The sequence below is a fragment of the Pseudomonas sp. M5 genome, assembly GCF_016907075.1.
Lineage (GTDB): Bacteria > Pseudomonadota > Gammaproteobacteria > Pseudomonadales > Pseudomonadaceae > Aquipseudomonas > Aquipseudomonas putida_E.
This window is the reverse complement of record NZ_JAFBBH010000001.1, coordinates 425335-438444: the sequence shown is the minus strand read 5'-3', so window position 1 is coordinate 438444 and position 13110 is coordinate 425335. Positions and strand designations below refer to the sequence as shown.

The 13110-nt window shown below is 63.5% G+C and carries 10 protein-coding genes; 6 read left to right on the top strand and 4 right to left on the bottom strand.

The genetic code is table 11. From position 1 onward, the window contains the following. The first annotated feature begins 30 nt into the window (after positions 1-30). On the top strand, positions 31-1275 hold the full coding sequence (locus JOE27_RS02065) for a saccharopine dehydrogenase family protein (protein WP_039602482.1): 1245 nt from the start codon (positions 31-33) through the stop codon (positions 1273-1275). A 155-nt stretch (positions 1276-1430) separates the two neighbouring features. Here JOE27_RS02065 and JOE27_RS02060 read toward each other — a convergent pair whose 3' ends face one another. Then, the gene (locus tag JOE27_RS02060) at positions 1431-2477 is read right to left on the bottom strand and encodes a class I SAM-dependent methyltransferase (RefSeq protein WP_115275161.1); all 1047 of its coding nucleotides are present in this window, start codon (positions 2475-2477) and stop codon (positions 1431-1433) included. A 231-nt stretch (positions 2478-2708) separates the two neighbouring features. Between JOE27_RS02060 and JOE27_RS02055 the strand changes: the two genes are divergently transcribed. The 3 genes from JOE27_RS02055 to JOE27_RS02045 all read left to right on the top strand — a co-directional run bounded on the left by JOE27_RS02055 (position 2709) and on the right by JOE27_RS02045 (position 7096). Further along, on the top strand, positions 2709-3929 hold the full coding sequence (locus tag JOE27_RS02055; protein ID WP_115275162.1) for a putative DNA modification/repair radical SAM protein: 1221 nt from the start codon (positions 2709-2711) through the stop codon (positions 3927-3929). Continuing rightward, the gene (locus JOE27_RS02050) at positions 3920-4762 is read left to right on the top strand and encodes a TIGR03915 family putative DNA repair protein (protein ID WP_115275163.1); all 843 of its coding nucleotides are present in this window, start codon (positions 3920-3922) and stop codon (positions 4760-4762) included. The genes JOE27_RS02055 and JOE27_RS02050 overlap by 10 nt, the downstream gene beginning before the upstream one ends. Positions 4763-4927: 165 nt before the next feature. Next, positions 4928-7096, top strand: a complete 2169-nt coding sequence (locus JOE27_RS02045) for a TonB-dependent siderophore receptor (RefSeq protein ID WP_204917695.1) — start codon at positions 4928-4930, stop codon at positions 7094-7096. A 75-nt stretch (positions 7097-7171) separates the two neighbouring features. Here JOE27_RS02045 and JOE27_RS02040 read toward each other — a convergent pair whose 3' ends face one another. From JOE27_RS02040 to JOE27_RS02030, 3 genes are all read right to left on the bottom strand, one after another. Further along, the gene (locus JOE27_RS02040) at positions 7172-8143 is read right to left on the bottom strand and encodes a biotin-dependent carboxyltransferase family protein (protein ID WP_204917693.1); all 972 of its coding nucleotides are present in this window, start codon (positions 8141-8143) and stop codon (positions 7172-7174) included. After that, entirely contained in the window at positions 8140-9027 is an 888-nt protein-coding gene (locus tag JOE27_RS02035; RefSeq protein WP_012314008.1) for a carboxyltransferase domain-containing protein, read from the bottom strand. Before JOE27_RS02035 ends, JOE27_RS02040 begins: the two co-directional genes overlap by 4 nt. 91 nt (positions 9028-9118) lie before the next feature. Continuing rightward, positions 9119-9877: a 5-oxoprolinase subunit PxpA gene (locus JOE27_RS02030; RefSeq protein ID WP_115275166.1), complete on the bottom strand. Its 759-nt coding sequence runs from the start codon at positions 9875-9877 to the stop codon at positions 9119-9121. A gap of 119 nt (positions 9878-9996) precedes the next feature. Here JOE27_RS02030 and JOE27_RS02025 point away from each other — a divergent pair, with 119 nt between their 5' ends. Both JOE27_RS02025 and treS read left to right on the top strand, forming a co-directional pair. After that, positions 9997-10914 carry a LysR family transcriptional regulator gene (locus tag JOE27_RS02025; RefSeq protein ID WP_046785595.1) on the top strand — a complete coding sequence of 306 codons (918 nt, stop codon included), beginning with the start codon at positions 9997-9999 and terminating at the stop codon, positions 10912-10914. A gap of 88 nt (positions 10915-11002) precedes the next feature. Beyond that, positions 11003-13069 (top strand): maltose alpha-D-glucosyltransferase, encoded by a 2067-nt coding sequence (gene treS, locus JOE27_RS02020; protein WP_125922868.1) that lies wholly within the window; start codon positions 11003-11005, stop codon positions 13067-13069. The last annotated feature ends 41 nt before the right edge of the window (positions 13070-13110 follow it).

Genomic DNA, 13110 nt, shown 5'->3' with positions numbered 1-13110 from the left:
CCGGCTATCAAGTAAGGAGCAAGGGATAAATTGAAGAAGAACGTTCTTATCATTGGTGCAGGAGGTGTCGCCAAGGTGGTGGCCCACAAGTGCGCGCAGCATAACGACGAACTCGGTCGTATTGCCATTGCGTCGCGGAACATCTCCAAATGCCAGGCCATCATCGACAGCGTCAAGGCCAAGGGTAGCCTCAAGGTACCCGCCGACATCCAGGCCTTCTCGCTCAACGCCCTCGATGTCGAGGCAACCAAGGCACTGATCCGCGAGACCGAATCGCAGATCGTGATCAACGTGGGCTCCGCCTTCCTCAACATGTCGGTGCTGCGTGCCTGCATCGATACCGGTGTCGCCTACCTGGACACCGCGATCCACGAAGAACCGGGCAAGATCTGCGAGACGCCGCCCTGGTACGGCAACTACGAGTGGAAACACCTCGAAGAATGCCAAGAGAAGAACATCACCGCCATTCTCGGCGTCGGTTTCGACCCGGGTGTGGTGAACAGCTACGCAAAACTGGCGCAGCAACAGTATTTCGACAGCATTGATTCGATCGATATTCTCGACGTCAATGCCGGGTCCCACGGCAAGTACTTCGCCACCAACTTCGACCCGGAAATCAACTTCCGCGAGTTCACCGGGCAAGTATGGAGCTGGCAGAACAGCCAGTGGACCAGCAACACCATGTTCGAGGTCAAGCGTACCGACGACCTGCCGGTCGTGGGTTCGCAGAACCTGTACCTGACCGGTCACGACGAGGTCCACTCGATCTCGAAGAACCTGAACGTGCCGAACGTGCGCTTCTGGATGAGCTTCGGCGAGCACTACATCAATGTGTTCACCGTGCTGAAGAACCTTGGCCTGCTTTCCGAGCAACCGGTCAAGACCGCTGAAGGCTTGGAAGTGGTGCCGCTGAAAGTGGTCAAGGCCGTGCTGCCTGACCCGGCTTCGCTGGCCCCGGGCTACACCGGCAAGACCTGCATCGGTGACCTGGTCAAGGGCACCAAGGATGGTCAGCCGCGTGAAGTGTTCATCTACAACGTGGCCGACCATGAAGAGGCCTACGCCGAGACTGACAGCCAGGGTATCTCCTACACCGCCGGTGTACCGCCAGTGGCTGCAGCCCTGCTGGTTGCCCGTGGCGAGTGGGATGCCAAGCGCATGGTCAACGTCGAGGAGCTGCCAGCCGAGCCGTTCCTCAAGGCGCTGGACGTCATGGGCCTGCCGACCCGCGTGAAAGATGAAAAAGGCGATCGTCCTTGGGACGCTGAAGCCTAAGCAGCAAGAGAAGGGGCGCCAGCTGGGCGCCCCTTCTTTTTGTCTGCACCGGCCTCATCGCCGGCAAGCCGGCTCCCACAGGAACACCACTGGCCTTCAGAGCAGTGGTTAGCCAGTGCCGGCTTGCCGGCGATGAGGCCAGCATTGATCTACGCCTACTTCCTGGCTTCCAGTATCAGGTTGAACGGTGTCTGTGTCGCCCGCCGGAACTGCGTGAACCCCGCCTCCTCGAACACCGCCCGCAAGCGCGCCTCCCCGGCCTGTGCGCCCAGCCCCAGCCCAACCTCCTGAGACAGCGAATTCGGTGTACAGATGAACGTCGACGCGGCATAGAACAGGCGACCGACCGGCGTCAGGTTGCCGTCCAGCGTGTCCTCGGCATAAGGCTCCACCAGCATCACCGTGCCGCCGGGCTTCAACGCCTGGTAGGCATGCCGTGCAGCGCCAACGGGGTCGCCCATGTCGTGCAGGCAATCGAAGAAGCACACCAGATCATGATCGCTGCCCGGGTAATCCTTGGCCGACGCCTGCTGGAAACTCACCCGCTGGGTCAAGCTGGCCTCACTGGCGCGTTCGCGGGCTGTGCTGATGGACGGCGCATGGTAGTCATAGCCGATGAAGGTCGATGCTGGAAACGCCTGAGCCATGACCAGCGTCGAAGCGCCATGCCCGCAACCGACATCCGCGACCTTGGCGCCGGCCTGCAGCTTGGCCACCACACCGTCGAGCGCCGGCAGCCAGTCGGCCACCAGGAAGGTGCGATAGCCGGGCCGGAAGAAACGCTCGGTACCGCTGAACATGCAGGGGTGATGGTCGCCCCAGGCCAGCCCGCCATCACCGCGCATGGCAGCCACCAGCTTGTCCTTGTCATGGAACAGCGCGGCCACCACCGCCGCGCCACCCGCCATATAGGCCGGTGAGTCCTCCAGCGCCAGTGCCATGGCCTGTTCCTCGGGCAGCACGAAACTGCCCTGGTCATGGACCATATAGCCGGACGCGGCCTGGGCGTTGAGCCATTCGCGCACCAGCCGTGGGTGGCAGCCGGTCCGGGCCGCCAGCACTTCGGGGGTGACCGGCTGACTATCGGCCATGGCCCGGTACAACCCCAGTTCGTCGCCGAGTATCACATTGGCCAGGGTCGCCGCAGCGCCCATGTCTCCCACCAGCTTGCCCATGAAATCCTGAAGCTTTGCCTCGTCCATGACCTGCCCTCCTCTGCAAGAAGGCCACCGTCAGCGAGGGATGTCCGGTCCGGGGTCGCGGTGGTCGGATTAAGGTGTGAGAGCCCGCCGTTATGGAAACCGCAGCGGGCTGTTTGTAAGTTTAGATGTCCTGACTGAGCGGGTCGGAACGTTTGACAGGGCTGCTGCGCCACTTGCATTCAGTCCATTCTCAAAATACTGTATGAATATTCAGTATCACGAGACACCCCCATGCAGCTCATTGCCAAGCTTGGCATCCTCGCCGATGCCGCCAAGTACGACGCGTCCTGTGCCAGCAGTGGCGCGCCCAAACGCAGCTCGCGCGGCAGCGAGGGCCTGGGCGCCACCAATGGCATGGGCATCTGCCACAGCTATACACCGGACGGGCGCTGCGTTTCGCTGCTCAAGGTGCTGTTGACCAACTTCTGCCTGTACGACTGCCAATACTGCGTCAATCGCCGCTCCAGCAACGTGCCGCGGGCACGTTTCACGCCCGAGGAGGTGGTGCGCCTGACCCTGGATTTCTACCGGCGCAACTGCATCAGCGGCCTGTTCCTGAGCTCCGGCATCATCCGCTCGGCCGACTACACCATGGAACAGTTGATCCGCGTGGCGCGCCTGCTGCGTGAGGAGCACAACTTCCGGGGTTACATCCACCTCAAGACCATCCCCGACGCCGACCCACTGCTGATCGAGGAAGCCGGGCGCCTGGCCGACCGCCTCAGCGTCAATATCGAACTGCCCACCGATGCCAGCCTCAAGCGCCTGGCCCCGGAAAAACACGCCCATACCATTCGCCAGGCCATGGGCGTCATCCACCAAGGGCAGCAAGCCGTGGCGGGCGAACCGAAAGCACCGCGCTTCACCCCGGCCGGGCAAAGCACCCAAGTCATCGTCGGCGCCGACGCCACTGACGACAGCACACTGCTGCGCAACGCCGAGTCGCTGTACCAGGGTTACGGCCTCAAGCGCGTGTATTACTCAGCCTTCAGCCCGATACCCGACAGCCCCGGCAGCGTACCGCTGGCGGCCCCACCGCTGCTGCGCGAGCACCGCTTGTACCAGGCAGACTTCCTGTTGCGCGGCTATGGCTACAAAGCGGGTGAGTTGCTTGGCCAGGAGGGTAACCTGGCGCTGGACATCGACCCCAAGCTTGCCTGGGCGCTGGCCAACCGTGAGGTGTTTCCACTGGATGTGAACCGTGCCGAGCCCGCGCTGCTGGCACGTATCCCCGGCATCGGCCTGCGCAGTGTGCAGCGGCTGGTGGCGCTGCGCCGTGAACGGCGCGTGCGCTACGACGACCTGATCCAGCTGCGCTGCGTGCTCGACAAGGCCCGGCCATTCATCATCACCAGCGACTACCGCCCAGGCCAGGCGGAGCTGCGCAGCGGCCTGCTGCGCGAGCGCCTGCGTGAACCACAGGCACCTGTGCAGATGGGGTTGTGGGGGTGATCGCGCTCGACTGTGACGAGCACTTCAGCACCTGGCGCGACCAGGCCCGCACACTGCTCGGGCACGGCATCGACCCGGCGCAAGTAACCTGGTCGCAAGGCCCGATCGACGACCTGCTGGCGGTGCCTGCCCCCCTGCCAGAAGGGCCCGGCCCGTTTCGCGCCAAGGTACCGGCGGCGCTTTTGAGCCTTTTGGAACAGGCATCGCGCTACCGGGGCGAGCAACGCTGGAACCTGCTGTACGAAGTGCTCTGGCGCGTGGCCCACGGTGACCGCACGGCAATGCTTGCGGGCGACCGCCTGGGCAGTGAACTGCACCGGCGTATCAAGCAGGTCAGCCGTGAAGCACACCACCTGCATGCGTTCGTACGTTTCGTGCCGTTGCCGCCAGCACTTGCCGAGCAGCTGCAACTGGACCTGGTCGCCTATCACGAGCCGGCCCATGACATTCTGCACAGTGCCAGCGCGCACTTCGCCGACCGCCTGGGGCGCCAGCGCTGGTTGATCGCCACACCGGGGGACGGTATTCGCTTCGACGGCCAAGGTTTCGAATATCAGCGGCACTGCCCGGACGCTTGGCGGCAGTGGGCGCGCAATGCCGATGACCCGGGTGCCGAGCTGTGGCGGACCTACTACCGCCATACCTTCAACCCCGCCCGCCTCAACCCGGATGCCTTGCGCCTGCACATGCCGGGGCGTTTCTGGCGACATTTGCCCGAAGGCATGCTGATCCCGCAACTGGAAGGGTTGGCGCGCCAAGGCAAGCAACGTGATGGCCAGGCTGCGGAAGTGGCTGTGCAGCAGGGCAAGACGATAAACCGCGCTGAACCCTGATCCCCTCTGCACGAAGCCGCCTGGCCACCGCCACAAATGTGAAAAAAAGGTAAAAATTCCTGCATCCCAATCTTTCAAGGGCAGGCAAATCCTGACAAACTGATTGTTAATCGTTCTCATACACATCTTTAATAACGTTTAACAATGTACAGGAACCCACCCCCCATGCCGTCGCCACTCGCGCCCTCGCGCAATCTCCCTGCCCGCAACCTGCTCGCCATGGCCGTGTGCATGGCCATCGTCACACCGGCCCTGGCCGAAGACGACCAGCCCACCACGCTGGTGTTGGGTGCCACCGAGATCAGCTCCGATCGGCTGGGCAGCACCACCGAGGGTTCGCAGTCCTACACCACAGGTTCCATGGCCACCGCCACCAAGCTGCCATTGAGCCTGCGTGAAACACCGCAGGCGGTGACCGTGATTACCCGTCAGCGCATGGACGACCAGGCGATGACCAGCATCAACGACGTGGTCAAGGCCACGCCAGGGCTGTTCCTTGACTATTCCGGCGGTCCAGGTCGGCAAAGCTACACGTCACGTGGCTTTGACATCGACAACCTGATGTACGACGGTATTCCGAGCGGTTACAAGCCCTACACCGTGGGCGCCCAGCCTAACCTGGCCATGTTCGACCGCGTCGAGATCGTCCGCGGCGCGACCGGCCTGATCACCGGCTCCGGCAACCCTTCGGCGGCCATCAACCTGGTACGCAAGCGTCCGCTGGCCGAACAGAAGGTCACCCTGACCGGCGCCGCTGGCAGCTGGGACGACTACCGCGGCGAAATCGATGCCTCCAGCCCGCTCAACGACAGTGGCACACTGCGCGGCCGCGTGGTGACGTCATACCGGGGGGCCAACAGCTACATCGATGACGTCGAACAAGACCACGGCCTGTTCTATGCAATCACCGAGGCGGACCTGTCCGAAGACACCACCCTGACCCTCGGCTTCTCTCACCAGAAAGACCAGACCAACAACTTCTGGGGCGCCATGCCAACCGCCCTGAACGGCCACCACATGGACTTCTCGCGTTCCTACAACCCAGGCAGTGACTGGGAAAACAAGGATCAGGAGATCAACACCGTATTCGCCGAAGTGCAGCAGCGCCTGGCCAATGACTGGAAACTTCAGGTCAACGCCAACTATTCCCAGCAAGACGGCACCTTCACCGGCTCCTACCAGTCGCGCTGGGCCGGGCTCAATAAGCCGTTGTCCCGCACCGCTTACCAGTCCAAGCACCAGGAAAACCAGGCCGGCCTTGACGGCTTTGTCAGCGGCCCGTTCGAAGCGTTTGGCCGCACCCACGAGCTGGTGGTGGGCGCCAGCAAGCGCATCTACGACATGGACACACGCAACTACAGCCCATACGACACCAACTGGCCGATCGATGGCGGCAAGCCGAACTTCGTGCACACCAACAACGTACGCGAAGTCACCACCCAGGAAGGCGTGTACATGACCACCCGGCTGAGCCTGGCCGATCCGCTGAAGCTGATCCTGGGCGGCCGCCTGGACTGGTATGACTATGACAACAAGGAAAGTGCCAGCGCCGATTACAAAGTCACGCGCAACGTCACTCGCTACGCGGGCCTGATCTACGACCTGGACGATCATCACTCGGTGTATGTCAGCTACAGCGACATCTTCAACCCGCAGGAGTACAAGGACGCTTCCGGCAGCCCGCTCAAGCCGGTCGAGGGCAAGAACTATGAAATCGGCGTCAAGGGCGAGTACTTCGATGGCGCCCTCAATGCCAGCGTGGCGCTGTTCCGTATCGACCAGGAAAACCGTGGCGTTTCGCAGACCGACCTGGCCGGCTGCAGCGACCCTACCAACTGCTACGTCGCATCCGGCGAAGTGCGCAGCCAAGGTATCGACATGGAGCTGCAAGGTGCGCTGACCCGCAACTGGCAGGTCGGTGCCGGCTACACCTATGCCCGCGTCCACACGCTTAAAGACGCCGCCAACCCCGGCAACGTCAACCAGCGCTTCGACACCGACACCCCGGAGCACCTGTTCAAGCTGACCACCACCTACCGCTTCGAAGGCCCGCTGGAGAAGCTGCGCATCGGCGGCAACATCTCCTGGCAGAGCCGCATCTACAACGACTTCACCGTTGCCGATGGCAGCGAGTACCGCCTGGTCCAGGGATCGTACGCGGTCACCGACCTGATGGCCGGCTACCAGGTCAACAAGCACCTCGACCTGCAGCTCAACGCCAACAACGTGTTCGATCGCAAGTACTACTCGGCCGTGGCCACCTCGGTCAACTATGCCGGCGACACCTGGGGCGCGCCGCGCAACATGATGCTGACGGCCAAGTACAGCTTCTGACCTGACGGGTTGCCAGCCTGTACCGGACGCTTCGCAGCACAACCCGCGAAGACGCCGGTACAGGCACCCCACGAATCAGCCGAACAATTTGCTCAGATACCCCAGCCTCTTCTTGTAAGACCGCCGCGCCTCAAGCGCATCCTCCATGCTCACCGGCAAGAACCGCGCCTGCTGGTTCGGCTGCATCTGCCCGATCAGGTCCAGGTCGGCGCTGATCACCGTGCCGATCATGGCGTACCCACCGCCAGACACCGCATCGCGGTGCAAAATGATCGGTTCCAGCCCGGCTGGCACCTGTATCGAACCGATCGGGTAGCAGCTGTCGACGATATTGGACGGGTCCGATCCTGCGCCGAATGGCTGCTCTCGCGGCTGGAAACTCAGCGCGTTGCCGCCTTTGTAGCGGTAGCCGATGCGGTCGGCCTCGGAGCCCACCGTCCAGGCATCGGTGAAGAAGCTTTTCGCCGCAGCCTCCGTCAGGCGATGGAAGTACAACCCCGGCACCACGCGCAATACCACTTCCCCTCCCAGTGCCTGGCGCAGCGCCATTGGCAAACTGGCTCCGGCACGGGCTTTGGCGGTGGGCACACCGACCGGCAATACATCGCCTGCCAGCAGCTTGCGACCGTGAAAACCGCCCAGCGCGCCCAGGGCGTAAGTGGACCGGCTACCCAGCACTTCTGGCACATCGATGCCGCCCCCAACTGCAAGGTAAGCACGTGCCCCGGCTGTGGGGAAGGCGAAGCGCAGCACCTGGCCTGCCCTGACTGCAAACGAAGTGTCAGGGCGCTGTTCGCGGCCATCGAGCAGCACCGGCATCTGTGCGCCACACACCGCCACCAGCGCATCCTGCAGAAACTCCAGCTCCGGCCCCACCAGCGCACATTCAAGGCCAGCAGTACCCGCCGGGTTGCCGACCAGCTGATTGGCGGCGCGCAACGCATATTGATCAAGCGCACCGGAGGGCGGGATACCCAGGTGGTAATAGCCTTCACGGCCCAGGTCCTGCACCGAGGTTGCCAGGCCAGGTTTGAGTACCTTGATCATGCCAGCACCTCCTGCAACGACTTGGGATAGCCGACCGGGTCGGCCAGGAAAGCATCGAGGGAAAACTCTACCGGGCGAATGCGCAGGTCGAAACGGCCGTCCTCGACATCCGCCACCGCCTGGTCGTAGGCCTGACGGTCGATGGGTTTGAACTGCACGATGTCCCCTGGGCGGAAGAACACCATGTGCTCCTTCAGGTAGTTCAGGCCCTGCTGCGGGTCGTAGATCGGCGCCGGGGTAACGCCGAACATCTGGTAGCCCCCTGCCCCGCGCACCGAATAGATGCAACCGAAACAACCGCCGTGGCCCAAGGTCAGCTTTGGCGTGTCGGTGCGTGGGCGCAGGTACTTGGGCACCTGCAACTGGCGCTCGCGCTCGACCATCTGGAACATGAACGGCAGGCCGGCGACGAAGCCGACCATCGACACGAACCAAGGCGCGCCACTGTGCGCGGCGATGAACGCATCGACATCGGCCAGGCCATTGATGCGCGCCGCGTATTCGAGGTCGGTACTGTTCGGGTCCTGGTGGCGGTCGCGAAAGCGCATGAGGGTTTCATGGGTCCAGGGGTCGTTGTACAGCACCGGGATCTCGATGATCCGGGTGTGCAACGCGCGTTCGGCAACCGCCTCGGCCTCTGCACCGCGCACCGCTGCAAGCAGCACATCGGGGGCGATGCGGTCGGGGTCGAAGCGGATCTGGAACGAGGCGTTGGCCAGGCAAATGTCCAGCACGCCCTCCAGCGCCAGGCGCTCCACCGCCCGGGTGACGGCCATGCCTTTGAAGAAGGCCTCGAGCGACATGCTGTCGCTGACCTCGGCAAACAGGTGCTCGTCGGCACCAAAGCTGTAGCGGATCGGGGTACTGGCAAGCGGCTCGGCCATGTCTGCTCCTTTTTTGGAATCTTTATCGTAAGGCAGGCAAAAACAATGCAGTGCAGCGGCACCGGTGTCTGGGCACCGGGTGCCTTGAACCTCAACGGGGCGTGCGCACCTCGATGCCAGCGGCGTCCAGCGCTGCGCGCGTGGCTTCGACCAGGTCGAGCGCGCCGGGGGTATCACTGTGCAGGCAGATCGAGTCGAATTCGATGGCCAGGTCCTGGCCCTCGACCGTGCGTACCACGCCCTCGCGGCAAGCCCGCAGCACGCGCTCGGCGACCGCCTGCGGCTCATGGCCACGAACATTGCGGGTAAACACGATGGAACCGCTCTGGTCGTACTCGCGGTCGGCATAGAACTCACGCACCACCGGCTGGCCGAGTGCCTGCGCAACCCGGCAGATCACCGAGCCAGGCATGCAGTACAGCAACAGCTGCGGCTCGATCACCTGCAGGTTCTGCACCAGCAACCGGGCGGCTTCCTCATCACGGGCCAAGTGCATGTACAGGGCACCATGGGGCTTGATGTGTTGCAGTTTCACGCCCTGCGCACGGGCGATTTCACGCAGCGCGCCCAACTGGTAGAGCATATCGTCGACCAGTTCCTGGGCCGGCGCGTTGATGTGCCGGCGGCCAAACCCGACCAGGTCACGAAACCCCGGGTGAGCGCCTACCGCCACGCCCAGCGCCTTGGCCCGCTCGACGGTGCGACGCATGGTGCCAGGGTCGCCGGCATGAAAGCCGGTGGCGATGTTGGCCGAACTGATGAAGGCCATCAGTTCGTTGTCGACGCCGTCGCCGATGGTCCACGGGCCGAAACCCTCGCCCATGTCAGAATTGAAGTCTACTGCCTGCATGCCTACGCTCCCGGTGCTTGTGACGGTGTGAAGGTCACGTTAGATTCTCCACAACCCCCTTGGGAAGATCTATAAACAGATAGGGTGTCTTCTGAAAAACAGATACCCAGGAGTCTCCTGTGTCACTGACCTTGCGCCAGGTTCGCTACTTCGTCGCCACCGCCGAGATCGGCCAGATCTCCCAGGCCGCCATCCACCTCAACATTTCCCAATCGGCGGTCACTACCGCGATCAAGGAACTGGAGGCAATGCTCGGGGTGTTGTTGTTCCAGCGCTCGGCGCAAGGCATGAGCCTGACCGATGCGGGCCGGCATTTTCTCAACCGCGCCTATGTGATCCTGCGCAGTGTCGATGACGCACTCAACAGCCCGCTGCCGGACGTGCGCGCCAGTGGCTTGCTGCGCCTGGCGGCGAGCTACACGGTGATCGGCTATTTCCTGCCGCACCACTTGCAACGCCTGGAACACTGGCACCCGGACGTAAACCTGCAGGTACACGAGCAGGAGCGCAGCGCCATCGAGCAAGGCCTGCTGGAAGGCCGCTTCGACATGGCGGTGGTGCTCACCGCCAACCTCACCCACCCGGATATCGTGTCCGAAACCCTGTTCAACTCCGAGCGCCGGCTGTGGCTGCCCAGCCACCATCCATTGTGCGAGCGCTCTACGGTCAGCCTGGCCGATGTTGCGCGTGAGCCGTTCATCCTGCTGACCGTGGACGAAGCCGAGCAGAGCGCCATGCGTTACTGGGAGCTGGCCGGCCAGCGGCCCAGCGTGCGGGTGCGCACCAGTTCGGTCGAGGCGGTGCGCAGCATGGTCGCCAATGGCAGCGGCGTGGCGATCCTGTCGGACCTGGTGCACCGGCCCTGGTCGCTCGAAGGCAAGCGCATCGAGACCGTGACCATCAGCGACCCGGTAACGCCCATGAGCGTGGGCCTGGCCTGGCACCGCGAGCGGGCATTCAGCCCGGCGATGCAGGCCTTGCGCGACTACTTCCATGGTGCTTTCCTGGCGCCGCAACAGTTGTCGGCTCGGCGCTGAATGGCCAGGGCCTTGAGACCTGAGCCGAACGTTCCGGCGCCGTCGTCGTCATAACTTGGCCGGTGCCGCCACGCAGAGAGGACGCGAAATGACTCAACCAGACCCGTCATACGTCAAATGGCTCGAAGAGCGTTCCATGCTCAAGGCCTCGCAGGAGCGGGCCCGACTGTATTCCGGGCAATCGCGCCTGTGGATGAACCCCTACGCCGAAACGCAGCCACGCCGCGCCACCGACATTGCGTCGGTATGGCTCACCGTCTACCCCGACGCGATCATCGCGCCTGAAGGCTGCTCGGTGCTCGGCGCGCTGGGCCACGAAGCCTTGTGGAAGCGCCTGTCGGAAATTGGCGTGCAGGGCATTCATACCGGCCCCATCAAACAGTCCGGCGGTGTCAGCGGGCGCGATTTCACCCCCAGCGTGGACGGCAACTTCGACCGCATCAGCTTCGACATCGACCCGCTCTACGGCAGTGAACAAGAGCTGGTGCAGATGAGCCGCATGGCGGCGGCGCACAATGCCGTGACCATCGACGACCTGATCCCCTCGCACACCGGCAAGGGCGCCGATTTCCGCCTGGCCGAGCTGGCCCACGGCGCCTATCCAGGGCTGTACCACATGGTCGAGATCCGCGAGGAAGACTGGCCGCTGCTGCCAGACGTGCCCCCTGGCCGCGACTCGGTCAACCTGCTGCCCGCACAGTGCGACGAGCTCAAGGCACACCACTACATCGTCGGCCAGCTGCAACGGGTGATCTTCTTCGAGCCTGGCGTGAAGGAGACCGACTGGAGCGCAACGCCACCGATAACCGGTGTCGATGGCAAGACGCGGCGCTGGGTCTACCTGCACTACTTCAAGGATGGCCAGCCGTCGCTGAACTGGCTGGACCCAAGCTTTGCCGCCCAGCAAATGATCATCGGCGACGCCCTGCACGCGCTGGACTGCCTGGGCGCGCGCGGCCTACGCCTGGATGCCAACGGTTTTCTCGGGGTCGAGACCTGCGCCAGTGGTACCGCCTGGTCAGAAAGCCACCCGCTGTCGATCGTGGGTAACCAGCTGATCGGTGGCATGATCCGCAAGGCCGGCGGGTTCAGCTTCCAGGAGCTGAACCTGACCCTGGACGACATCGCGCAGATGTCCAAGGGCGGCGCCGACCTGTCCTATGACTTCATCACCCGCCCGGCGTACCAGCATGCACTGTTGACCGGCGATACCGAGTTCCTGCGCCTGATGCTCAAGGAAATGCACAGCTTTGGCATCGACCCGGCGTCGTTGATCCACGCCCTGCAGAACCACGACGAGCTCACCGTCGAGCTGGTGCATTTCTGGACCCTGCACGCCCATGACATGTACCTGTACCGGGGCCAGACCCTGCCCGGCAACATCCTGCGCGAACATATCCGCGAGGAAATCTACGAACGCCTCTCGGGCGAACACGCCCCTTACAACTTGCGCTTTGTCACCAACGGCATCTCCTGCACCACCGCCAGCCTGATCACGGCGGCGCTGGGCATCCGTGACCTGGACCAGATTGGCCCGGCGGATGTCGAGCTGATCCAGAAGGTGCACCTGTTGCTGGTGATGTACAACGCCATGCAGCCCGGTGTGGTCGCACTGTCGGGCTGGGACCTGGTCGGCGCCCTGCCGCTGCCGGCCGAGGCGGTGGCGCAAAAGATGGCCGATGGCGATACCCGCTGGATCCACCGTGGCGGCTACGACCTGGCCGGGCTCGATGCGCAGGCCGAGGCATCGGTGCGTGGCATGCCGCGCGCACGCGCACTGTACGGCAGCCTCGACCAGCAGCTGGAAAGCAGCGATTCGTTCGCCAGCAAAGTTAAAAAACTGCTCGCCGTGCGCCAGGCCTACGGTATTGCCAGCAGCCGCCAGGTACTGGTGCCCGAGGTCAGCAGCCCGGGGTTGCTGGTGATGGTGCACGAGCTGCCGGCCGGGCGTGGCATCCAGATCAGTGCGCTGAACTTCGGGCAGGAGGTGATCGCTGAAGAGCTGCTGCTGACCGGCTTCACGCCCGGGACGGTGGTGGACATGATCAACGAGACGGTCGAAGGCGACCTGACCGAGGATGGGCGGCTGATGATCAACCTGGACCCGTATGAAGCCTTGTGCTTGAGAATCGTCAACAGCAGTGGGCACGTCTGAGGCTGTATCAGCTACACCTGTGGGCGCCGGGTTGCCGGCGC